At 70.6% G+C, this 24,510-nt stretch carries 18 protein-coding genes; 17 read left to right on the forward strand and 1 reads right to left on the reverse strand.

The genetic code is table 11. From position 1 onward, the window contains the following. Positions 1-10 precede the first annotated feature (10 nt). The 17 genes from ruvC (at position 11) to AC1PQG_RS22785 (ending at position 23,748) form a co-directional block, all read left to right on the forward strand. Entirely contained in the window at positions 11-565 is a 555-nt protein-coding gene (gene ruvC / locus AC1PQG_RS22705; protein ID WP_481123051.1) for a crossover junction endodeoxyribonuclease RuvC, read from the forward strand. A 171-nt stretch (positions 566-736) separates the two neighbouring features. Next, entirely contained in the window at positions 737-1,306 is a 570-nt protein-coding gene (locus AC1PQG_RS22710; protein WP_481120004.1) for a Pvc16 family protein, read from the forward strand. Beyond that, positions 1,303-2,304 (forward strand): hypothetical protein, encoded by a 1,002-nt coding sequence (locus AC1PQG_RS22715; protein ID WP_481120005.1) that lies wholly within the window; start codon positions 1,303-1,305, stop codon positions 2,302-2,304. Before AC1PQG_RS22710 ends, AC1PQG_RS22715 begins: the two co-directional genes overlap by 4 nt. 27 nt (positions 2,305-2,331) lie before the next feature. Beyond that, positions 2,332-4,290, forward strand: a complete 1,959-nt coding sequence (locus tag AC1PQG_RS22720; RefSeq protein ID WP_481120006.1) for a phage tail sheath family protein — start codon at positions 2,332-2,334, stop codon at positions 4,288-4,290. Positions 4,291-4,370: 80 nt separating this feature from the next. Next, a complete protein-coding gene (locus AC1PQG_RS22725) occupies positions 4,371-4,805 on the forward strand; it encodes a phage tail protein (RefSeq protein WP_079435316.1) in 435 nt (144 codons plus the stop codon). A gap of 32 nt (positions 4,806-4,837) precedes the next feature. Continuing rightward, positions 4,838-5,281, forward strand: coding sequence for a phage tail protein (locus AC1PQG_RS22730; RefSeq protein WP_481120007.1), 444 nt, complete (start codon positions 4,838-4,840; stop codon positions 5,279-5,281). 13 nt (positions 5,282-5,294) lie between these two features. Continuing rightward, positions 5,295-5,456: a DUF5908 family protein gene (locus AC1PQG_RS22735; RefSeq protein WP_374479022.1), complete on the forward strand. Its 162-nt coding sequence runs from the start codon at positions 5,295-5,297 to the stop codon at positions 5,454-5,456. A 3-nt stretch (positions 5,457-5,459) separates the two neighbouring features. Continuing rightward, on the forward strand, positions 5,460-6,128 hold the full coding sequence (locus AC1PQG_RS22740) for a CIS tube protein (protein WP_481120008.1): 669 nt from the start codon (positions 5,460-5,462) through the stop codon (positions 6,126-6,128). A gap of 73 nt (positions 6,129-6,201) precedes the next feature. Continuing rightward, positions 6,202-7,896, forward strand: a complete 1,695-nt coding sequence (gene vgrG / locus AC1PQG_RS22745; protein WP_481120009.1) for a type VI secretion system tip protein VgrG — start codon at positions 6,202-6,204, stop codon at positions 7,894-7,896. Between the two features lie 19 nt (positions 7,897-7,915). Continuing rightward, positions 7,916-8,188, forward strand: coding sequence for a PAAR domain-containing protein (locus AC1PQG_RS22750; protein WP_374479028.1), 273 nt, complete (start codon positions 7,916-7,918; stop codon positions 8,186-8,188). A 10-nt stretch (positions 8,189-8,198) separates the two neighbouring features. Beyond that, on the forward strand, positions 8,199-8,624 hold the full coding sequence (locus AC1PQG_RS22755) for a GPW/gp25 family protein (protein ID WP_481120010.1): 426 nt from the start codon (positions 8,199-8,201) through the stop codon (positions 8,622-8,624). Positions 8,625-8,630: 6 nt separating this feature from the next. After that, positions 8,631-11,765 carry a hypothetical protein gene (locus tag AC1PQG_RS22760; RefSeq protein ID WP_481120011.1) on the forward strand — a complete coding sequence of 1,045 codons (3,135 nt, stop codon included), beginning with the start codon at positions 8,631-8,633 and terminating at the stop codon, positions 11,763-11,765. Then, entirely contained in the window at positions 11,765-14,473 is a 2,709-nt protein-coding gene (locus AC1PQG_RS22765; protein WP_481120012.1) for a hypothetical protein, read from the forward strand. Before AC1PQG_RS22760 ends, AC1PQG_RS22765 begins: the two co-directional genes overlap by 1 nt. Beyond that, the gene (locus AC1PQG_RS22770; RefSeq protein WP_481120013.1) at positions 14,466-17,216 is read left to right on the forward strand and encodes a hypothetical protein; all 2,751 of its coding nucleotides are present in this window, start codon (positions 14,466-14,468) and stop codon (positions 17,214-17,216) included. Before AC1PQG_RS22765 ends, AC1PQG_RS22770 begins: the two co-directional genes overlap by 8 nt. Before the next feature lie 13 nt (positions 17,217-17,229). Further along, positions 17,230-19,056, forward strand: a complete 1,827-nt coding sequence (locus AC1PQG_RS22775) for a contractile injection system tape measure protein (RefSeq protein ID WP_481120014.1) — start codon at positions 17,230-17,232, stop codon at positions 19,054-19,056. A gap of 10 nt (positions 19,057-19,066) precedes the next feature. Then, positions 19,067-20,464, forward strand: coding sequence for an ATP-binding protein (locus AC1PQG_RS22780; RefSeq protein ID WP_481120015.1), 1,398 nt, complete (start codon positions 19,067-19,069; stop codon positions 20,462-20,464). Between the two features lie 110 nt (positions 20,465-20,574). Then, entirely contained in the window at positions 20,575-23,748 is a 3,174-nt protein-coding gene (locus AC1PQG_RS22785) for an eCIS core domain-containing protein (protein WP_481120016.1), read from the forward strand. A 3-nt stretch (positions 23,749-23,751) separates the two neighbouring features. Here AC1PQG_RS22785 and AC1PQG_RS22790 read toward each other — a convergent pair whose 3' ends face one another. Then, entirely contained in the window at positions 23,752-24,504 is a 753-nt protein-coding gene (locus tag AC1PQG_RS22790) for a sulfite exporter TauE/SafE family protein (protein WP_481120017.1), read from the reverse strand. Between the last annotated feature and the right edge of the window lie 6 nt (positions 24,505-24,510).

The following is a 24,510-nucleotide window of genomic DNA, read 5'->3' on the forward strand; positions in this document are numbered from 1 at the left end:
GCCGGTGAGGATCAACGGACCGTCCGCGTCGGCCAGCGTCGCGACGCGCATCCTCGGCATCGACCCGGGCCTGCGCAGCACCGGCTTCGGCCTCATCGACACCCTCGGCAGCCAGCTGCGCTACGTGGCCAGCGGCTGCATCAAGACCGGCGAAGGCAGCCTGCCGGAACGCCTGAAGATCATCCTCGACGGCATCCGCGAGGTGATCGCCACCTACAAGCCGGACCAGGCCGCGGTGGAGATCATCTTCGTCAACGTCAATCCCCAGTCCACGCTGCTCCTCGGCCAGGCCCGCGGCGCGGCGATCTGCGGCGCCGTGTCGTGCGACCTACCGGTGGCCGAATACACCGCGCTGCAGGTCAAGCAGGCCGTCGTCGGCCACGGCAAGGCGGCCAAGGAGCAGGTCAGCCACATGGTCCAGCGCCTGCTCGCCCTCGAAGGCGCACCGTCGTCGGACGCCGCCGACGCCCTTGCCTGTGCAATCTGTCACGCCCACGGCAGCCGCGGGCTGGCGGCAATCGCCGGCGTCGGCACCCGCAAGCGCGGCAGCCGCCTGACCGACTAAGCGTTCCGAGGCGGCAGCGCACCACACCCTTCATTGCAGGAAATCACTGGAGATCCGCATAAAGACATTGTGATTTTTGTCACACATGCCATAGTGAAGCGTACGACGGTTTCGCTTTTGGCATAGGGACGGCATAGATCGCCCCGCCTGAACGGGAGGAGGGACGCGACGATGATCGATGTTTCGCTCAAGTTCCTCGTCGACGAAGTCAACGCCTACCTGCAGCGGCGGCTCAACTCCGACTTCGGCAAGGTCGAGCTCGGCGCTCTCGTCGATGACAAGGGCAACTGGCAGGCCACCACCGACACCGTCCGGCTGACCCTCTTTCAGATCGAGGAAGAACGCCATGCCCGCGCCCAGGTGCCCCAGCAGGTCATCGTGGACGGGCGCAGCGTCACGCTGCCGCCGCCACTGGCAATCAATCTGATAGTCCTCTTCGCCGCCAGCTTCACCACCTATGCCGAAGGCCTGCGCCAGCTGTCGCTGCTGCTGACCTTCTTCCAGGCCCACCCGCTGTTCACGCCAAGCGACTATCCGGCACTGCCGCCCGGCGTCGACCGGCTGGCCGTCGAGCTGGTCAATTACGGCCCCGAGCAGGCCAACCAGATGTGGACCTGCCTCGGCGCCAAGCACCTGCCATCGGTGGTCTATCGCATCCGCATGCTGGTCCTGCAGGACCAGGAGCCCGGCGCCACCGGCACGCCGATCCTCGACATCCACACCCACGCGGGCCTGCGATGAACAGCGCCTTCCGCCGTCTATGGACGGTGGCCGTCAGCCATGATTTCCGCGGCGGCCCCTGCGACGACCTGGCCTTCGTGGTGCCGCCGGCCACCCGCGACACGCTGGCCGGCATGCACGCGCTGGTGCGCGAGCGCGACGGCGTGCTGCACGTGCTGATCGCCGTGGACGAGGACGGCAACCCGCTCGGCGACTGCATCGGGCGGCGTCTGCTGTTCGGCCTCGCGCCGCGCAGCCCGAGCTTCACGCAATACACGCAGCTGCCGGCCCTTCCCCCCGGCGAGACGCCGCTGTTCGCCAACGAAACGTCCGCCGACGCCCTCAACGCGGCGCCGCGCGGTGTCGAACTGGCCGGCCCCGCGCCGACCATCGTGCCGCGCCTGGCCGCCCGCCCGCTCGATCTGACCGTCACCCGCCCGGACGGCGCGCCGCTGGCCGGCGCCCGCCTCGGCCCGGCGGACGCCGGCTGGGTCTTCCGCGGCGCCGACGCAGGTGAATTCGTCGTCAGCGAGAGCGCCGCCGGCAGACTCACCGCCAGCCGTCGCCTGCTCGTCGACGCCGGGCTCGCCGCCGATCCGCCCTGGGGTGTGCTGAGCCTCACCGCCAGCGCCGACCACGTCGCCAACGGCCAGGCCTTCACGCTGGCCTTCAGCGCCGGCAGCGCGCTGCTGCGCTACTACGTGGTGCTCAAGCCGGCCAGCGACGCGGACTTCGCCAGCATCCAGGTCGAAGACCATGGCGCCGCCGGCGACGCCCGCCCGGCGATCGCCTTCACCCGCCTGCTGCCGCCCTTCAGCGGCGACCGACTCGCCCCGGCCCTGCTCGACCCGGGCGGAACCCGCAGGATCGTGCTCTTCGAAGCTCAGACCCCGGTCGCCCGACGCGCCGCAGGGCCGCACGGATTCGAGCTGCATCGCAACGGCGAGGTGCTCATCGGCAACCTGCCACAACCCGGCGCCGAACGCAGTGACGCCCAGTTCGTCGTCCACCTTAGATAGGAAACCTAGGAGAGGAGCGAAGCCGCCATGCCCACCTACCGCACGCCCGATGTGTACGTCGAAGAGATTTCGGTGTTTCCCCCCTCGGTCGCAGAGGTGGAAACCGCGGTGCCCGCCTTCGTCGGCTACACCGCCATGGCCACCCGCCTCACCGCCGGCGACCTGAAGAACGTACCGACGCGCATCACCTCGCTGCTCGAATTCGAGACCCTGTTCGGCGGCGCGCCGGAGCTCGACCTCGACCACGTGGACCTGGATGCCGGCAACCGTTTCGTCAACGCCACGCTGGCCGCCACCAACACCAAGTACCTCTACGACAGCCTGCGCCTGTTCTTCGACAACGGCGGCGGCAAGGCCTGGATCTGCTCGGTCGGCAAGCACACCGACGCGGTGGACAAGACCCAGCTGATCGCCGGCCTGGCGCGCATCGCGACGGTGGATGAACCGACCATCCTGCTCTTCCCCGACGCCGCTGGCCTGCCCGCCGACGACTTGGCCGCCGTGCAGATGGTGGCCCTCAACCAGTGCGGCAAGCTCGGCGACCGGGTCGCCGTGCTCGACACCCGTCTCGCCACCGACAAGACCAGCCACGGCACCGTGGTGGACGAGCTGCGCAACCGCATCGGCATCAACAGCCTCAAGTACGGCGCCGCCTACGCCCCCTGGCTGAAGCTCAACTACCCGAAGAACGTCGGCTACGCCGACATCAAGAGCAAGCTGAAAAAAGGCGGCGTCGCGGTCACGCTGAACGCCCTCACCGGCGACGCCGGCGTGCTGGCGCTGCTGCAGGGCCTCGACCAGGCCCTGGCCGACCTGGCCGGCCTTCCGGCCCGCCGCGCCACCGTCAGCGGCGGCACCGACAAGGCCATCTCGGACACCTTCGGCACCACCCTGCTGGCCTACCTGGGCACGCCGGACGCGGCCCACATGCAGGACCTGTTTACCTTCGTCTACAAGATCGCCCCGCTGGTGGACGGCATGGCCAGCGGCGCCGGCGCCTTCACCCACGCGGGCCTGAAGGGCGACGCCGGGCGGGCCATCACCCACAGCTTCATCCCGGCGATGAGCGAGCTGATCGCCCTCGAACGGGAGCTCGACGGCAAGCTCGCCGCCGCCTATGTCGCCCAGTACACCGCGATCGGCGCCCTCACCACCGCCGGCTGGGCGACCCTGTTCGGCGCCGACGCGCCGGCCGCGTCCACCACTGCGATCAGTGCCGCGGCCGACGACGTCGGCCGCCTGGCAGCCGCGCAGGCGGCGATCCAGCGCATCTTCGGCACCCTGTCGTCGGCGCTGGCCAGCCTCGACGACGCCGCCGCCGGCTACGCCGCCAACACCGAAGCCAACCTGCTCGACAGCTTCGCCACCTACCGGGACATCGTGCGCGGCGTGAACAACACCCTCACGGTGTGCCCGCCGTCCGGCGCCATCGCCGGCATCTACGCGCTGGTGGACAACCAGCGCGGGGTCTGGAAAGCCCCGGCCAACGTCAGCCTGACCGGCGTCATCGCCCCCACCTATGCGCTGGACAGCGACGACACCGACAACCTCAACGTGGACGCCACCGCCGGCAAGTCGATCAACGCCATCCGCAGCTTCGTCGGCAAGGGCACGCTGATCTGGGGCGCCCGCACGCTGGCCGGCAACGACAACGAATGGCGCTACATCTCGGTGCGACGCTTCTTCAACATGGTCGAGGAGTCGGTGAAGAAATCCACCTACTGGGCGGTCTTTGAACCCAACGACGCCAACACCTGGGTCAAGGTACGCGGGATGATCGAGAGCTACCTCACGCAGAAGTGGCGCGAAGGCGCGCTGGCCGGCTCCACCACCAAGGACGCCTTCTTTGTGCGCTGCGGGCTCGGCACCACGATGAGCAGCCAGGACATCCTGGAGGGTCGCATGTACGTAGAAATCGGCATGGCGGTGGTCCGTCCGGCCGAATTCATCATCCTCAAGTTCTACCACAAGCTCCAGACGTCCTGACCGGCACCGCCGGGGCCATGCCCGCCTGAGACACGCCCCGGCCCGCCCGCATCCCGCCACCGAATGCGAAAGGAACCGACATGCCTGCCCAGTATCCCCTGCCCGTCTTCCACTTCACCGTCCAGTGGGGCGGCACCCGCATCGGCTTCTCCGAGGTCACCGGCCTGACCCAGGAAAACCAGGCCATCGAGTACCGCGACGGCTCCTTCCCCGAGTACTCGTCGATCAAGATGCCGGGGCTGCGCAAGTTCAGCAACGTCACCCTCAAGCGCGGCATCGTCAAGTCGGACAACGACTTCTTCAAGTGGCTGTCGACGATCAAGCTCAACACCGTCGAGCGCCGCGACCTCACCGTCAGCCTGCTCAACGAGAGCCACGAGCCGGTGATGGTGTGGAAGGTGCACAACGCCTTCCCGGTCAAGGTCGAGGGTCCGCAGCTCAAGGCCAGCGCCAACGAGGTGGCCATCGAGTCCATCGAGCTGGCCCACGAAGGCCTCGAACTGCAGAACGAGTGAGCACGACCGGACCGCGCCGCTGAGGCCCCGCCATGTATACGCCCCCCGTCGGATTCCATTTCAAGGTGGAAGTCCTCGGTCTTGCCCGCGCCGTCGATGACGACGTGCGCTTCACCGACGTGGGCGGCCTGTCGCTGGAGGTGGCCACCGAGGAGGTGCCGGAAGGCGGCGAGAACCGCTACATCCAGCGCTACCCGGTGCGCAGCAAGTACCCCGACCTGGTCCTCAAGCGCGGCCTGCTGAAGGACTCGGCGATCTGGGAGTGGATCCGCAACGGCATCGAGAACCTCGACATCAAGCCGAAGAACGTGGACGTCAAGCTGCTCAACGACAAGCACGAGCCGCTCGTCACCTGGCACCTGGTCGGCGCGTGGCCGGTGAAGTGGTCGGTCAGCGACCTGTCCGCCAGCGCCAATGCGATCGTCGTCGAGAGCCTGCAGCTGGCCTACCAGTACTTCACCGTGGACAAGTCCTGAAACGGAGCCCGTCATGCCCATCATCGTCGATGAAGTGGTGATCTCGGTGGAAGTCAGCAACGCCGACTCCGGCGGCGCGGCCAGCCCGCCGCCGGCGCAGCTCGACAAGCAGGCCTTGATCGCAGAATGCGTCGCCCAGGTGCTGGAGATCCTGCGCCAGCAACAGGAGCCCTGAGCCATGCCGGAACGCGGACAGCTCGAGCGCCTGCGCATCGACGCCTACACCAAGGCCGACTACAGCGGCGCCGCCATCAGCAGCTTCGAAGCCTACGTGAACCCGGCCGAGATCACCCTCGCCTACGAGATGGAGTACGACAGCGGCCAGGGCAGCGGCACCACCGGCAGCCGCATGGACTTCAAGAAGGTCAAGCCGGGCGACCTCAACCTGGTGTTCTTCCTCGACGGCACCGGCGCCAACGGGCGGCCCCTCGACGTGCAGCAGAAGGTCGAATCCTTCCAGACCGTCACCGGCTACAACGGCGACATCCACCGCCCCAACTACCTCAAGGTGATGTGGGGCCGCATCCAGGTGAAGCGCTGCGTCCTCAAGAGCGCCTCCATCGTCTACAAGCTCTTCAAGCCCAGCGGCGTGCCGCTGCGGGCGGTGATCACCGCCGTCTTCACCGACAACTCGGACGACCAGACCCGCGTTGCGCTGGCCCAGGACGCGTCCCCCGACCTGACCCACGTGCGCATCGTGCACGCCGGTGAAACCCTCGCCGCGCTGTGCACCGCCATCTACGGCGACCCGCGCTACGCCCCCGGCGTGGCGCGGGCCAACGGCCTGGACGGCTTCCGCCAGCTCGCTGCCGGCACGCGCGTGGTCTTCCCGCCCCTGGAGAAGTGAAATTTCCCCCGCCCGCACCCTCCCCATCGCCGCGGAACACCGGGAGTTCACCATCAAGGTGGGCGGCAGCCCCGTGCCCCGCAGCCACCAGCTGCTGTCGGTGAGCGTGGTGAACACCGCCAACCACATCGCCTTCGCGCGCCTCGCCTACCAAGACGGCAGCGCCTCCAGCGGCGACTTCCCGCTCAGCAACGACGCACTGTTCGCCCCCGGCGCCGAGGTCGAGGTGCTGGCCGGCGCCGGCAACCAGCCCGACCAGCTGTTCAAGGGCCTGGTGGTGCGCCAGCGCCTCAAGGTGCGCGAGGGCTCGCCGCCGCAGCTGATCATCGAATGCCGCCACGCGGCCACCAAGATGAGCCTCAAACGCCACGGCGCCACCTATCTGGACATGACGGACGGCGACGTGATCGGCCAGCTTTGCTCCGACGCCGGCATCAACATGACGGCTGCCAGCACCTCGCTCAGCCACAAGCATCTGGTCCAGTACGACTGCACCGACTGGGACTTTCTCGTCACCCGCGCCCAGGCCAACGGCCAGCTGGTGCTGACCCGTGGCGCCGACCTGGAAACCCGCGCGCCGGACGCCAGCGCCGCCGCCGTGGCCAGCCTCAACTACGGCGCCACGCTGCTCGAATTCGACGCCGAAGTGGACGCCCGCCAGCAGACCCAGGCGGTCAAGACGCTGACCTGGAACGCCGCCGACCAGGCCGTCCACACCCTCGACGCCAGCCCGCCGTCCTTCAGCGGCCCCGGCGACCTGAAGCCCGACGACCTCGCCGCCGCGATGGGCGTGGACGCCCTCGAACTGCGCCACGCGATGCTGCCCGACGCGGAGGCCACCGCCGCTGCCGACGCCCGCTTTGCCCACGCCCGCCTCGACCAGGTGAGCGGCCGCGCGATGTGCGTCGGCCTCGGCCAGGTCCAGCCCGGCGACGTGGTCGAGCTGGCCGGCGTCGGCCAGCATTTCAGCGGCAAGGTGCTGGTCACCGGCGTGCGCCACGAGATGGACACCGTGCAGGGCTGGCGCACCCACCTGCAGTTCGGCGGCGTGCCGGAAGACCCGGCCCGCCGGGAACGCCTCGAAGCCCGCCGCAGCACCAGCCTGCTGGCGCCGGCCCACGGCCTGCAGATCGGCGTGGTCACCGACAACGAAGACCCGGAAAACGAGTTCCGCGTGCGCGTGCGCCTGCCCCTCGTCGATCCGGCCAGCGACGGCGTGTGGGCGCGGGTCGCGGCCGGCGATGCCGGCGACCAGCGCGGCGTGATGATCCGCCCCGAGATCGGCGACGAGGTGGTGGTCGGCTTCCTCGACGACGACCCGCGCGCCGCGGTGATCCTCGGCATGCTCCACAGCAGCGCCAAGGCCGCGCCGCTCACCCCGAGCAACGACAACCACGAGAAAGTCTTCGTCAGCCGCAGCGGCATCAAGCTGCACATCAACGACGACAAGGTGGTACTGACCATCACCACCCCGGCCGAGCAGCAGCTCATCTTCGACGACGACCAGGGCTCGGTGCTGCTGAAGGACAAGAACGGCAACAGCATCAAGCTCGACAGCGACGGCATCACCGTCGAGAGCGCCAAGGCCCTCAACATCAAGACCGGCACCGACACCAAGCTCGACATCGGCGCGGCCGGCGAGATCAAGACCGCCGCGGCCCTCGACATCAAGGCCGGCGCCGCCCTCAAGCTCGAAGGCAGCGGCGGGCTGGAAGCCACCACGCCGGCCATCGCCAAGCTCAAGGGTTCGCTGGTGCAGATCAACTGAACGCACGCCCGAGGACACCATGCCCAATGCAGCCCGCGTCACCGATCTGAGCGTCCATGGCGGCACCGTCACCGGCCCCGGCGTGCCCACCGTACTGATCGGCGGCATGCCCGCCGCCGTGCTCGGCGACCTGCACAGCTGCGTGATCCCACCGCCGCACCCGCCGGTGACCCCCTTCGTGGCTGGCAGCGCCACCGTGCTGATCGGCGGCAAGCCGGCCCTGCGGGTCGGCGACAGCTGCGGCTGCGGCGCCAGCCCCGCCATCGGCGAACCGACGGTGCAGATCGGCTGAGGAGCCCGCCATGAGCGACACGCCCTCTTTCCTCGGCCGCGGCTGGTCCTTCCCGCCGAGCTTCGCCAACGGCAGCGTGCGCATGACCCAGGACGAAGCCGACATTCAGGCCAGCCTGCACATCCTGTTCGGCACCGCGCCGGGCGAGCGCTTCCTGCAGCCCAAGTACGGGCTGGACATGCACGAGCTGATGTTCGAGCCCCTCAGCACCACCGTCGCCAGCGTGCTCAAGGACCGCATCCTCACCACCGTGCTGGTGTACGAACCGCGCATCCGCGTCGACGCGCTGGACATCGACGACAGCCGGCTGATGGAAGGGGTGCTGACGATCCGCCTCGACTACCTCGTGCGCAGCACCAACTCGCGCTTCAACCTGGTCTTCCCCTTCTACCAGGGCGAAGCCAGCGAGGCGCTACGCGCCGTCCGCCGGGGCTAAGCGACCATGGCCCGGCACGAGATCCTCGCCGCCCTCATCGCCGCCGCCGGCACCCGCCAGGCGGACCGCTTCGACCCGCATCTCGATCCGGCCTCGGCGCCCCTCGACGAACGTGGCGTAGGCGGTCTGCTGCGCGCCGCTGCCGCGCTGGCCGGCCATCTCAACTACTACGGCGCCGACCCGCAGCTGCCGTCCGGCGACTGGCGCGACTTCCTGCCGCAACAGGCGGCTGGCGACTGGCGCGACTTCCTGCCGCAACAGGCGGCTGGCGAGAGCGACGCCGCCTACCAGGCCCGCCTCGCCGCGCTGGCCGATGGCGACGACGGCACGCTGCCACCGCACCTGGCCCTGCTGGTCGCCGCCTTCCAGGTCGCCGCCCGCCCGCGCGCGCTGCTCAACGACTTCACCCGCAAGCACCTGGATTTCCAGATGCAGACAGTGCTCGGCTTCGCGCCGCGGCCGCCGGTGGCCGACCGGGTGCATGTGCTGGTCGAATTGAAGAAAGGCGCCGCTGCGCTGGAGATCGGCACTGACGCGCTGCTGGCCGCCGGCAAGGACGCCCGCCAGCAACCGCTGTTCTACCGGCCGGTCCGCCCGATGGTCGCCACCCAGGCGCGCATCGCCAGCCTGTGCAGCGTCGCCCTCGGCAGCGACGGCCGGCTGCGCTTCGCGCCGGTCGCCGATTCCGCCAACGGCCTCGGCGCGAAGCTGGCCACCGATCCACCCAGCTGGCACCCCTTCGGCGTACGCCGGAGCGATGAAGTCGCGCTGCCCGACGCGCCGGTCGGCTTCGCCCTCGCGTCGGCAGTGCTGCGCCTTGCCGAAGGCAGCCGGCAGATCGACGTCAGCCTGGAACTGGACGGCATCGACCCCGCCAGCCACAGCGGCGATCTGCTCGCCGACGCCTTCGAAGCGCGCCTGTCCGGCCCCAAGGGCTGGCTCGGCCCCTTCCCCATCGCCCGCGCCGACTCCACACTGGCCGCCGGCAGCTGGTCTTTGAGCCTGCGCATCGACGCCACCCAGCCGGCCATCGTCGACGCCAGCCCGGCGCTCCATCAGCAAGCCTTCCCGGCCGGGCTGCCGGTACTCCAGCTGATGCTCAAGGAAGGCTCCGCCGCCTTCGGCCGCCTCGCCGGCCTCAAGCTGCGCCGGGCGCGCATCGGCGTGAAGGCGGACGGCCTGCGCACGCTGGCCCTCGAAAGCGATTTCGGCCAGCTCGATCCAAAAAAGGCCTTCCTGCCCTTCGGCCCGCAGCCCGGCGTCGGCACACGCTTCTACATCGGCTGCGCGGAGGCCCTCGGCAAGCGCCTGTCGGCCCTCAGCCTGCAGATCGGCTGGCAGGGCGCACCGACCACCCAGACCGCCCTCAGCGCGCTGTACGCCCACTATTCCGGCCAGGCCAGCCTCTCCAGCGGCGTGTGGGCCCAGGCGGAATGGGCCGACGCCGGCGGCACCCATCCGGCCGGGCGGGTCGGCCTGGCGCCGGCCGCCGGCGGCCGCGTGACACTCGACCTGAGCGCCGCCAGCCGCGCCGGCTTGCCCCGCCCCTACCGCTGGCTAACCCTCTACGAAGCCTTCGCCCGCGCCGGCAGCGCCTATGCCCGCCGGGAGGCCGGCTTCCTGCGCCTGCGCCGCGGCGTGGCCTCCGATGCGCCGGCCGCCACCGCGCCGCGGGCCGGCTTCATCACCCTGGCGCTGGATACCGACCTGCTCCACGCCGCCTGGCGCAGCGAGGCCGTCGCCGGCCTGCTCGCCACGCCGAAGGTGATCCTCGGCGAACCGTGGACGCCCAAGGCCCAGGAGATCAGCCTGTCCTACCAGGCCGATGCCGGCCCAAGCCGCGTGGACGACGACAGCGACGCCAGCTTCGCCAACGCCGAAGTGGAGTTCTTCCACGTGGACGCCTTCGGCGTGTCGCGGGAACACGCCTGGCTGACCGGCCGCCACCCGTGGCTGCAGGCCGCTGCCGCCGGCCCCATCCCGCTGCTGCCGCCGCACCGGGACGCCGGCGAGCTGCTGCTCGGGCTGTCCGGCGTGGGCCCCGGCGACCCGCTGAGTCTGCTGTTCCAGGTCGCCGAAGGCAGCGCCGATCCCCTCGCCAACGCCCAGCGCCTGAGCTGGGCGGTGCTCGCCGACAACGCCTGGCGGCCCCTCGCCAGCGGTGCCGAACTCATCCTCGACACCAGCCGCGACCTGCGCGCCAGCGGCCTCGTCAGCGTGGTGCTGCCCAGCGAAGCCACCACCGACAACACCCGCCTGCCGACCGGCCTGATCTGGCTGCGGGCCGCCATCACGACGCAGCCGGAAGCCGCCTGCCGCTTGGTCGGCGTGCATGCCAACGCCTTCGAGGCGGTCTTCGAGGACCACGCCAACGCCGCCGACCACCTGGCCAGCGCACTGCCGGCCGGCAGCATCGCACGCTTCCTGGTGCCGGCGCCGACCTTGAAGACGGTCAACCAGCCCTACGCGTCCTTCGGCGGCGCGCTGCAGGAAGACGCCGCCGCACTGGCCCGCCGCGCCGCCGAACGCCTGCGCCACCGCAACCGGGCCATCGCCCGCTGGGACTACGAACGCCTGGTGCTGCAGGCCTTCCCGGCAGTGGACCGCATCAAGTGCATCCCCCACACCAGCGACACGTCGTGGCTGGCCCCCGGCCACGTGCGCGTGGTGGTGGTGCCGGACCTGCGCAACCGCAACGCGGTGGACCCGCTGCAGCCGCGGGTGGACCTGGACACCCTGGAGCGGATCAAGGCCTTCCTGCTGGCCCGCGCACCGATGGGGCTGGACGCCGCCACGCTGGCCGTACGCAACCCGGCCTACCGGGCCGTGCAGGTGGATTTCAAGGTCGCCATGCGGCCCGGCTACGCCTTTAGCTACTACCGCGCGCAGATCAACCAGGCCCTGCTGCAGGCGCTGTCGCCGTGGGCCTTCGACGCCGGCGCGGCCCTCGAATTCGGCGGCCGTGTGCTGCGCTCGGCGCTGGTGGATTTCGTCGAAGGCCTGCCGTGGGTGGACTACGTCACCGACTTCCGCCTGTGCTTCGCCGACCGCCCGGCCGAAGACCGGCCCGAGCTGGCCCCCGACGCGCCGGACGTGATCCTCGTCTCCGCGCCCGACCACCTGATCGCCGAGGTGAGCTGATGGCCACCCCTCTGTCCATACCGCCCACGCTGCCGCGCGCCCCCGAGCCCGTCGGCCGCGACGCCCAGGCCCTCTACGACGAGGGGCTGGCCCTGCTGCGCCGCCTCGCCGGCGCCACCTGGACCGACCACAACCTGCACGACCCGGGCATCACCATCCTCGAACTGGTCACCTGGGCTCAATCCGAGCTGGGCTACCGGGCCGAGCTGCCGCTGAAAGACCTGCTGACCCCGCCGCCCGGCGCATCCCTGGCCCTCGCCGACCGCTTCCACCGGGCCCGGCGGGCATTGCCGACGCGCCCGCTGACCGTCCTCGACTGGCGCAAGCAGCTGATCGACCTGCCCGGCGTGAAGAACGCCTGGATCATGCCCGCCGACGCGCCGCTGCTTTACGCCGACCTGCTGCAGCGCCAGCTCGCCCGCACCCCACCGGCCCACGGCCACTACCGGGAAGTGCGCATCCGCGGCCTGTACCGGGTCGCCATCGACTTCATGGACGCGGTGAACACCCAGGCCGAGCGCGAGCCGGTGCTGCGTGCGGTACGCGCCACGCTGGAAGCCCAGCGCAACCTGTGCGAGGACTTCGTCGCCATCGAGCCGGTGCCGACGGAGAGATTCGCCCTGTGCGCCGAACTGGACCTGGAAGCCACCGCCGACGTCACCGAGGTCGCCGCCGGCCTGCTGTTCGCCGCCGCCCAGGCCATCGCCCCGCCGGTGCCCAGCTACAGCCTGGCGCAGATGCGCGCGCGCCCGCTGGCCGACGGCCGCCCGCACGGCGTGGACGACATCTTCGACGGCCCGGCGCTGCAGGACGGCTTCATCGACGAAGCCGACCTGGCGGCCTCCGAGCTGCCCGCCGAGCTGCGCCTGTCCGACCTGATCGGCGTGCTGATGGACGTGCCCGGCGTGCGGGCGATCAGCGACATCGTCCTCAACCCCCTCGACGGCAGCGGCAACCCGCTGCCGGTGCCCAACCGCTGGCGGGTGCCGGTCACGGCCGGCCACCTGCCGCGCCTGGCCATCGACACCGACGGCGAGACGCCGGCCGGCCGGCTGGTGTTCCGCAAGCGCGGCCTGCCGGTGGCCGGCTGGAACGTCGCGCAGATGCCGACCGCCGTGCGCGACCGCCTCGACGCGCTGCTCGAAGCCGCCCGCCAGGCCGTCGAAACGCCCCGCGCCGAAGACCTGCCGGTGCCCGACGGGCGCTGGCGTGACCTCGCCGCCTACCGCTCGGTGCAGCTCGACTTCCCGCCCCTCTACGGCCTCGGCGCGGCCGGCCTGGCCGGTAACCCGGACGCCCAGCGCCAGGCCCAGGTGCTGCAGCTGAAGGCCTATCTCACCTTCTTCGACCAGCAAATCGCCAACGACCTGGCCCAGCTCGCCCAGGCCGCCAGCCTGCTGTCGGTGGCACCGGCCGAGCTCACCGCCACCGCCGACCGCTTCGACGGCCTGCCCGACGACGCCCACGTGCTGGCCGCACAGACCGTGGACAGCATCGTCGGCCACGACCGGGTGTATGCCGCCGACGTCACCCCGACGCTGCTCGCCAACCTGCAGGAGACGCCGGCCGAGGCAGCCACCCGCCAGCACCGTCTGCTCGACCACCTGCTGGCCCGCCTCGGCGAGGATTTCTCCGAGTACGCCGCAGCGATGGCCTCCGCCTTCGCCCACACCGACGACGAAGTGATCGCCGACAAGTGCGCCTTCCTGGCCGACGCCGCGGAACTGTCGGCCAACCGCGCCGGCGCCTACGACCAGAGCCTCGACGGCCCCGCCGACCTGTGGAACAGCTTCAACGTCAGCGGCCTCGAAAAGCGCCTGGCGCGCCTGCTGGGCATCGCCGACTTCAGCCGCCGCAACCTCGGCGCCATCTCCTACGAGACCTACGCGGAGATCGATACCACCCCCGGCGACGAATTCCGCTTCCGCCTCTTCCGCGCCAGCGACAACAAGATCCTGCTGTCGTCCACCGCCAACTTCGCCACCCGCGAGGACGCCCGCGCCCGCATGATCGCCGCGATCACCCGCGGCCAGCAGGCCGACGACCAGCACTACCGCATCATCCAGGGCAGCGACCAGCGCTTCTACTTCAGCGTCGTCGACAGCGACGGCCAGCTGCTGGCGCGGCGCGTCGAAGGCTTCCCCAGCGAGGCCGTGGCGCGCAACGTGATCGCCGACCTGGCCGACTACCTGCGCGAGCACTACAGCGGCGAAGGCCTGTACGTCATCGAGAACCTGCTGCTGCGCCCCGGCCAGGACGACGACCCGCTGCTGCCGATCTGCGTGGACGGCGACTGCAGCGACTGTGCCGATGCCGATCCTTATTCCTGGCGCCTGCAGATCGTGCTGCCGGCCTACGCCGGGCGTTTCCAGCAGATGGATTTCCGCAGCTTCGCCGAGCACGTGATCCGCAGCGAAGTACCGGCCCACCTGCTGCCCAAGATCTGCTGGGTGAACGCCGACGACATGGCCCGCTTCGAACTCGCCTACCGGGACTGGCTGTCCCTGCACGCCGGCGACACCAGCGCCGACCGGCAGACCAAACTGCAGGCGCTGATCGACGCCCTCACGACGATGAAGAGCATCTACCCGCAGCGCACCCTGTTCGACTGCTTCGCCGAATCGCCCAAGCCGCCCTTCGTCCTCGGCAGCACCGCCCTCGGCAGCGCCCCCGACCACGTCATCAACCAGGAGACGGACCATGGCTGATCCGATCAAGGTCCTGCAAAGTCTCACCGCGCCCCTCGCCAGCCAGTATGCGGTCTTCGAGCGCGACCAGGTCCTCACCCACACCCAACTCAACGAAGTCACCAGCTGGCTCGACCAGCAGGACCGCCTGTCCCGTGTCGCGCTGGTCGGCGCCGGCATCGTCGCCGGCTTCGCGGTGGGCAGCGACGGCGCCAGCGTGACCGTCGGTGCCGGCCTCGGCCTCACCTGCGACGGCGACCTGGTACGCATCGATGCCGCCACCACCTATCCGCGCCTGCGCCCTTATGACGCCACCGCGCCGCGCTACGAGCCTTTCTTCGATACGGCCAGCGGCGTGCTGCTGATCAGCGGCGAACTGACCTCCGGCGACGACCCGCTCGGCGTGCCGATCACGGCCAGCGCGCTGGAAGGCCAGGCGGTGATCCTGCTGGCGGAGACCACCGTCAGCGACCCTGACCTATGCACCGGCGCCGACTGCGACAACCTCGGCCGCGAGCGCCAGCAACGCCTGCGCGTGCTGCTGACCAGCCGCAGCACTGCCGCCAACCTGGCCGCCGGCCCACTGACTCTGGCTGAGCAGGCTCGCGAGCTGCCCGAACTGATCGCCTGGCGGCCGCAACTGGGCAGCGACCTGTCCACCGCCGAAGTGCTGATCGCCCGCTACCGGGATGCCGCCGGCAAGACCCTCGCCGGCCTGATCGACGCCCTGAAGAACTTCGCCGAGAGCTTCCCCGGCGTGCTGGCCACGGTGTTCCGGCGCAATCCCGTCGCCGACTGGATTGCCACGCTGCAGCGCCAGCAGGACACCCCGGCCGGCGCAGTGCTGCCCTTCCACGATTTCCTGAAGGACCTCTGCGAAGCCTGGAACGCCATCCGCGACGCGCTGCAGGACATCGATGCGCTGCCAGCCGGCCCGCTGCCGCTGGCCTTTCCCAAGCACCTGGCAGCCGGCGCGCTGGATGCGCCTGACGACGCCCGCACCGCTTTCTACCCGGCCGCCGCCGACAGCCTCAGCCGCGCCGCCACCAGCGCGCTCGGCCTGCTGCTGGCCCGCTTCGACCAGCTGATCGCCAACTACGCGCCGCCTGCCGACACCGCACTGCGCGTGACGCCCAGCCATGGCGAAGACCGCCCCCTCGGCGAACGGGCGATCCCCTGGTACTACACCGCCGCGATGAACACCGCCTGGAACCCGCGCCTCGCCGCCCGCCGACTCGGCAACCACAACCTCGGCTACCGGGCTGCCGAGTACCAAGGCAGCCCGCGCGCCCTCGACCCGCTGGCCGGCAGCATCGCTGCCCACGATTTCTTCCGCGTCGAAGGCCACCTCGGCCGGCCGGTGGACGACGTGCGCAGCGAGCTGAAGAAGCTCATCGCCGACCGCAACCTGCCCTTCGAGGTTCACGCGGTGCTGGTGCATAACCGCAAGGAGCTGATCAAGATCCGCCCCGGCATCCGCTACACCGACCTGCATCGCTTCCACTACCTGCTGCGCCAGGACGTGTCCCTGCGCCTCGACGAGAGCGACACTTTCTCCGGCCAGTACCTGGACAACCTGAAGACCGCCATCGACAGCAAGGACATCCCGGACCAGACCGATACCGGCGTGTCCGTCATCGCCGCCGCCACCCAGGCCCGCAGCGCCGTCAGCAGCCTGGCCGGCAGCGCCAAGCCGGCCCTCGACCAGCCCACCTACAGCGCCTACCGGGCCACCACCGACGCCACCCGCTGGAACAACGGCATCGCCGAAACCCTGCGCACCGTCGGCACCGCGCGGGTCAACCTGGGCAAGCTGTCGCGCAGCGACTTCGTGTCGCCGGTGGACTCCCTGATCCAGACCACCCACCCGATCTGGCTGGACTGGCTCGACAACCTCATCCAGGCCAAGGACGACAAGGCCGACGACAAGCTGCTGCTGGCCCGCTTCGCCACCGACAACCCGGGCCTCGACCACCTGGGCGGCGTGTGGCGCGGCGGCTGCTTCGTGCTGGCCTACGACGACAGCGGCAAGATCGTCGCCGACTTCACCCTCGCCTACCCCTGCGCCGAGGCCGACGAAGCCGAACCCGTCGAGCCGCCGCTGCCACGCCCGCCGCTGCGCCGGCCGCCCATCGACGTCCTCCCGATCAAGGTCGTCAAGCCGGTGGACCTGATGGTCAACACCCTGGTCGGCAGCGTTGTCAGCGCCCAGTTCGACACCGCACGGCAAGCCCTCGCCGCCGACCTGAAAGCCGTGCAGACCGACATCCGCAGCAAGCTGGACACCCAGACCGCCAACGTGGAAGGCCTCGTCAAGGGCGCCTTCAGCACCAAGGACGCCACCGCCGCCGGCAGCGTCGGCCTCAAGACCGTCGTCACCGGCGACGTCGTGCTCGACCAGATGGTCAAGGACGTGGAGAACAAGCGCCAGACCGTGCAGAGCCTGGTGGACATGGTCAGCCAGGGCAACCTGTCGGACGACAACATGAAGCAGGCCCAGGCCATGCTCACCAAGGCCCAGACCGAGCTGGGCGACGCGGTCGCCGACACCACCGCCCGGGTCGTCAGCCAGCAGGTGGACACCTCCAGCGGCGCAGCGGCCGGCGTAGCCTCGGTGCTCGCCAACAGCACCGTGTACGTCACCGACCCGACTGTTTCCGCCAACCTGGGCACCCGGCTCGACACCCTGAAGGGCAGCGCCGCGGTGCCGGCCCAGGCAGTGCTGATCAGCAACCTGCAGAACCTCAACCGGCTGAAGCGCTGACGCGGAAACCATCATGAGCAACGCGCCCTTCCCCCACCGCATCCGCCGCCTGCTGTGGCAGGCGCGGGCCCCCACGCCGGCTGCCGCCTTCACGCTGCGCGGCGTATTGCGGGACGCCGCCGAGCCCGTACTGGCGGCCCTCGCCGACAGCCTGTCGGCCCACGTCCCCGACGACCGGGTGGTGCGCCTGCCGCGCCTGGAGCTGAAGCTGAGGCTCGACACCACGCCTGGCGCGGACGCGCTGCCGGCCCAGGTTGCCGCAGCCGCCGACGCCGCCCTGGCCGGGCTGGCCCTGCAGCAAGCCGAGACGCTGCCGACTGGCCAGCCCGACCCGACCGACCGCACACCGCCGACCGCCGCCCCCGGCAGCTTCCCCAGCCGTGCCGAATCCAGCCCCGCCGACACCGCACCACTGCTGCTGGCCTGGCGCTACAACGCACTGGGTGAGCTGCGCGCCGCGGTGCGCACGGCCCTCGCCGGGGTCGATGCCGCAGCCGCCCACGGTCAGGCGCCAGAGGGCGCAACACTCGATCTCGGTGGCGAACCGCTGCCCCTGCCGGTCCAGACGCTACACGAGCTGGCCCGCCACCTGGACGCCCTGCCCAGTGGCGACCGCGCCCCGGCAGCGCTCCTCGGTGCGACCGATCAGCCCCCCGCCCAACCGGCCATCGCCAGCATCCAGGCCCAGGCCGGGTTGGCCGCCTACCTGCATCACGGTAGCCCTGACTGGCCGCTGGCCGGCCTGCCGGACGAAAGCCTGCGCGCGCTGCTGGCCGAAGCCGCGCTGGCCTGGGCCAGCCTCGGCTGCATCCCGCCCGACATCCGTGCTCAAGCCCGCACGGAACGACTGGGCAGTCTGAGCCGCTGGCTGGCCTTGCTGCCGGCGGCCTGGCGCCGGCACGTGGTGAGCACCCATGCAGCCGCCGCCCCCAGGCATCCGCTGAGCCGCGCCCTGCTGGCCCTGCTCGCCGCCACCGCCGACCGGGACGACGGCGACAGCCTGCATGCCCAGGCCCTGTGGCTGGCGTGGACGCTGGAGGGCGACCCGCCCGCCGCCGACGGCCGCCACCCCTGGCTGGCGGTCGCCCGCGCCTGGCTCGCCGCACTGTTCGCCACGCGCTCGCCGGAACCCTACTGGCAGGCCGTCCTCGACCTGCTGGCCGACGCCCCGCCCTCCCCTGTCGAGGGACCGGCAACGCATCCCCCGCTGCCCGTCGACACGCCGCCAAACCAGGCTCTACAAGCATCGGCCGCGTCCCGTGCAGCCTCCGCAGTACCCACCGACGCCCCCCTCGCTTTCGACCAGCGCCCGGCCGCCCGCAGCGCCGCCGGCATGCTCGTGCCCCAGGCCGGGCTGGCGCTGCTGCATCCCTACCTGCCGCGCCTGTTCGAAGCCACCGGGCTGGTAGCTGCCGGCCACCGCGGACCGCTGCCCGAGGCGGCCGTGCCGCGCGCCGCGGCGCTGCTGCACTGGCTGGCCACCGGCACGGCGGCCCTCGAATTCGAACTGCCCTTCGTCAAGCTGCTGCTCGGCCTCACGCCGGACAAGCCGTTCTCCCATGCATTGCCCGACCCGACGGAGGCCGAGCGTGCCGAGGCCGAGGCCCTGCTGGCCGCAGTGCTGGCCCACTGGCAGGCCCTGCGCGGTACCACCACGGACGGCCTGCGCACCGCCTTCCTGCGCCGCCGCGGCCACCTGCGTCGACAGGACGAGGCCTGGCAGCTACGCGTCGAGCCGGAATCCTTCGACATGCTGCTGGGCCTGCTGCCGTGGAGCATCGGCCTGGTCCGCCTGCCGTGGATGCCATGGCCGCTGCTGACCGAGTGGGGCACGCCATGAGGGCCGGGCGATGAACAGCCACGACCTGCCCTGGCGCCCCGCCGACGGCGGCGAACCGGCCGACCGCTTGCTGCAGGCCGCCGCCACCACACTGGAGGCCGAACTGGAATGGCTGGCCGACTGCCTGCGTGTCCGCCTGCAGCGCTACTTCGGCCAGCCGCCCGACTCGCCGCCGCTGCCCGCCGACGCCCCGCCCCTCGACCGGGCGGGCTGCCCCTACGCCGCCGCCGTGCGCCGCCGCGGCCTCGACCCGGCCGACCGGCTGCTCCTCGCGCTGACGCTAGCGCCTCTACTGCGCCCGCAACTGCTCGACGTGCTGTGGTCGCGCAACGAGACGACCCAGCGCCCGTTCACGGAGTTCGGCAGCCGCACCGACGGCGCCAGCTTCCAGCCCAGCGGCGAGACGGCCTGCTTCCTGCTGGCCGGCGACGCCCTCGACCTGCGCTTCGCAGCCATCCGCCGACTCGCCCCGGAAGGCCGGCTGGCGCGGGAGGACGTGCTGCGCCTGGGCCCCGCGGCGCCCGGCGACGGGCCGGCGAGCCCCTTCGGCGGCCCGCTGCAGCTTTCGCCGCGCTTCCTCGCCGAAGCCCTGCCCGGCCTGCCACTGCCCGGCGGCGGCGAAGCCGGCATCCCGGCGCGGCGGGTGTTCACTGGGCTGGACTGGAGCGATCTGGTGCTACCCACCCAGACCCTCGCCCAACTCGAGGACATCGCCCTGTGGCTGGTCCACAGCCGCACGCTGATGGACGACTGGGGCCTCGGGCGGCGCATCGCGCCGGGCTATGTAAGCCTCTTCCACGGCCCGTCCGGCACCGGCAAGACCTTGTCGGCCTGCCTGCTCGGCCAGCGCTGCGGGCGCGAGGTCTATCGCGTGGACCTGTCCCAGGTCAGCTCCAAGTACATCGGCGAGACCGAGAAGAACCTCGCCCGCCTCTTCGAGGCCGCCGAGCAGGCCGGCTGGATTCTCTTCTTCGACGAGGCCGATGCGCTGTTCGGCAAACGCAGCAGCGTCTCCGACGCCCACGACCGCTACGCCAACCAGGAGGTGAGCTACCTGCTGCAGCGCATCGAGGCTTTCAGCGGCGTGGTGATCCTCGCCTCCAACCTGCGCCACAACATCGACGACGCCTTCCTGCGCCGCTTCCAGTCGGTGGTGGCCTTCCCGCTGCCGCGCCCGGCCGAGCGCCTGCGCCTGTGGCGCGAGGCCTTCCCGGCCCCGGTGCGCCTCGACCCGGCCCTCGACCTCGCCCAGCTGGCCCGTCAGCACGAGATCTCCGGCGGCACCATCATGAACGTGGTGCGCTACGCCTGCCTGCAGGCCCTCGGCCGCGGCGACGGCTCGGTGAGCGCGGCGGCGGTGGACGAAGGCCTGCGCCGCGAACTGCTGAAGGAGGGCCGGGCCAGCTAGGCCGGCGCCACGATGGGCACCCGCGGACTCCGCCAGGCGGCCCGGCTGCGCCAGCAGGCTTCACCTGCGGCGGCGCGCAAACCCGCCCCCGCACGCTGCGGAACGCCGCCATGAACGCGCCGCTGTCCCGCCACATCCTGCGCACGCCCGAGCATCGGGCCGTGGCAGCACTGGTCAGGACGCCGGCGCCGGTCATGCCGCAGCGCGCGACGGCCGGCGAGCTGACGGTATCCAGCCCCCACGATGCGGCCGAGCGGGAGGCGGTGCAGGTCGCCCGCCGGGTGGTCAGCCTGCCGGCGGCGCCGGTGTCGGCCAGTGCCACCCGCTTTGCCGGCCTCGTGCCGGCGGCGGCCCAGCGCGCACCGGCGACGACGGCAGCCGCTGCGCCACGGCCAGCCCCCGCCGCCGCGGCCGCGCTACCCACCGGCGGCCAGCCGCTGCCGCGCAGCCTGCGGGACTTCATGGAGCCGCGCTTCGGTGCCGACTTCTCGGCAGTGCGCATCCACACCGGGCCGCAGGCGGCCCAGGCCAGCCGCCGGCTCAACGCAGCGGCCTTCACGGTCGGCCGTGACATCTTCTTCGGTCGCGACGCCTACCAGCCCGACAGCAGCGCCGGCCGCGAGCTGATCGCCCACGAGCTGACCCACACCATCCAGCAGGGCGCCACCGCGCAGGGGCCAGCCCAGGTCCGGCGCAGCCTGCTGCCCGGCGTCGTCGAGCACAGCCCGCCGGCAGTGCAGCGCCTCGGCATCAGCGACGCACTGGACTTCTTCGCCGACCACGCCAACAACCTGCCCGGCTTCCGCATGTTCACGCTGGTGCTGGGGGTGAACCCGATCAACATGCGGGCCGTCGAGCGCACCCCGGCCAACCTGCTGCGGGCGGTGGTGGAGCTGATACCCGGCGGCGCGCTGATCACCCAGGCCCTCGACAACCACGGCATCATCGACCGGGTAGCCGTATGGGTGCAGCAGCAGATCGCCACCCTTGGGCTGATCGGCAGCAGCATCCGCCAGGCAGTGGACCGTTTCCTCGACAGCCTGGGCTGGCGCGACATCTTCGACCTGGGCGGGGTGTGGGAGCGGGCCAAGCGCATCGTCACCGATCCCATCTCGCGCATCACCAGCTTCGTCGGCAACCTGGTGTCCGGCGTGCTGCAGTTCATCCGCGACGCGATCCTGCGCCCGCTGGCCGGGCTGGCCGCCGGCACCCGCGGCTGGGATCTGCTGTGCGCGGTGCTCGGCCGCAATCCGATCACCGGCGACCCGGTGCCGCGCAGTGCTGAAAACCTGATCGGCGGCTTCATGAAGCTGATCGGCCAGGACGAGGTGTGGGAGAACATCAAGAAGGGCAACGCCATCCCCCGCGCCTGGGCCTGGTTCCAGGGCGCGCTGGCCGGCCTGATGGGCTTCGTCACGGCGCTGCCGGGGATGTTCATGGACACCCTGCGCAGCCTCGGCGTCTCCGACCTGCTGACGCTGCCGCAGACCTTCGTGCGCATCGCGCGGGTCTTCGGTGATTTCGCCGGGCGCTTCTTCAGCTGGGCTGGGCAGCAGGTGATCAGCCTGCTGGAGATCATCTTCGAGGTGGTCGCCCCCAGCGTGATGCCCTACCTGCGCCGCACCGCCGGCGCGCTGCAGAGCATCTTCCGCAACCCGATCGGCTTCGTGCGCAACCTGGTGCGGGCGGCGAAGGCCGGCTTCGAGGGCTTCGTGGACCGCATCGGCACCCACCTCAAGACCGGCCTCATCGAGTGGCTCACCGGCTCACTGCCGGGGATCTACATCCCGCAGAAGCTGGAACTGCAGGAAATCCTCAAGTTCGTGCTGTCGGTGCTCGGCCTGACCTGGCAGAACATCCGCCAGAAACTCGTCACGGCGGTCGGCGAGCCGGTGGTGAAGGCCATGGAAACCGGCTTCGACGTGGTCGTCGCGCTGGTCACCGGCGGGCCGGCGGCGGCCTGGGAAAAGATCAAGGAGATGCTCGGTAACCTGAAGGACATGGTGATCGGCGGCATCAGCGACTTCGTCATCGACATGGTGGTGAAGAAGGCGGTGCCCAAGCTGGTGGCGATGTTCATCCCCGGCGCCGGCTTCATCTCGGCGATCCTGTCGATCTACGACACGGTGATGGTCTTCGTCAGCAAGCTGGCGCAGATCGCCCAGACCGTGAAGGCCTTCGTCGATTCCATCGTGGCGATCGCCGGCGGCGCCATCGACGCGGCGGCCAGGCGCGTGGAATCCACGCTGGCCAACCTGCTGTCCCTGGCGATCAGCTTCCTGGCCGGCTTCATCGGCCTCGGCAAGGTGGCCGACAAGGTGATGGCGGTGATCCAGAAGATCCGCGCGCCCATCGACAAGGCCCTCGACTGGCTGGTCGGCTGGATCGTCAAGATCGGCAAGGCGCTGTACGGCAAGACCAAGGCGGCGGTCGGCAAGGTCGTCGAATGGTGGAAGGAGCGCAAGCCCTTCCGCACCGCCGGCGGCGAATCCCACGAGGTGTATTTCACCGGCGACGAGAAGAAGCCGGTGCCGATGGTGGCCAGCAAGGATCCCAAGCCGATCCTCAGCAAGCTCGACCAGTACGCCGCGATGGCCAAGGAGGCCGACGCCAGCAAGGCCCGCAAGAACGCCGTGGCGGTGATCGGGCGGGTGCGCCAGACCCTCGCCACGACGCCGGAGTCGCCGACGGTGGTGGCCGACATGAAGACCCTCTTCGAGGCCTTCGAGGAAGTCGGTGCGCCGAAGAAAACCAGCTTCCTGAGCCAGGTCCAGACCGGCCTCGGCGGCAGCCAGGTGGCGGTGCACATGAGCATCGACTGGCTCGACGCCAAATATGCCGGCGCCCACGGCAGCGGGCCGTCCTCGTCGGCGCTGTCAGCGGTGATGAACCAGCTGGTCACCGATCCGGGCGAGAGCGCCGAACGCAAGTACATCAAGGGCCACCTGCTCAACGACAAGCTGGGCGGCGAAGGCGACGACAGGAACCTGTTCCCGATCACCGCCATCGCCAACAGCCGCCACCGCTACTCCACCGAATCGACGGTACTCGGCTGGCTGAAAAAGAAGAACAGCTGGGTGTGGTACGAGGTGAAGGTGGGCATCGTCGCCTCCAGCTTCCCGGTGCCCGGGAAGAAGAGCCCGCGCAACTTCGTGAACGCCGACTTCAACTGCTACGCGATCCGCAAGAACGAGGACGGCGAGCAGCAGGAAGCCTTCACCAGCACCATCGCATCCCGCCAGGGCGCCCGACCGGACGCCGAGGTCTTCGACCTCGGCAAGTAGCGCTCAGCCGGCCAGCGCATCCCACAGCAGCTTCACGCCCGACAAGCCCAGTGCCGCCGTGGCGAACAGGTAGAAGCCGCGCTCCGGCAGCTTCGCCAGCACGCGCATGCCGGTCCATACGCCGATCGGCACCAGCGGCAGCAGCATCGCCGACATCAGCAGCGTATCGCGGGAGAACAGGCCAAGGCCCAGGTAGAAGGGCAGCTTGGCCAGGTTGATGAAGGCGAAGAAGAACACCGAGGTGGCCACGAAAACCTGGCGCGGCTGGCTACGACTGAGGAAGTAGACCATCACCGGCGGCCCGCCGGCGTGGGCCAGCGTGCTGGTGAAGCCGGCTCCGGCGCCACACAGCCACGCAAAACCGCGGCGCGGCGGCTGGCCGCCCGTTCCGGCGGTCTGGCGGCTGCGGCGCAGCACGCGATCCGCCGCGAAAGCCACCGAGATCAGACCCAGCGCGCCCTTCACCATCGTCTCCGACATCACGCCGAAGGCCAGCGTGCCGGCGGCAATGCCAGCCACCGCGGCGGGGATCAGCAGGCGCAGGTCGGCCCAGTCGGCTTTTCCACGCCACGCGCGGATGCCGACCATGTCCATACAGACGAGGATCGGCAGCATCACCGCCACCGCGTCCCGCGGCGACAGCCACATGGACATGAAAGGCACGGCCAGCCCGCCGAGGGCACCACCGAGGCCAGATTTGGAGATGCCGGTGAGCAGGACGGCGATCGCGGTGACGATCCAGCCAGCGGCGTTCATTTCCAT

Source organism: Zoogloea sp. GDB6 (genome assembly GCF_056724105.1).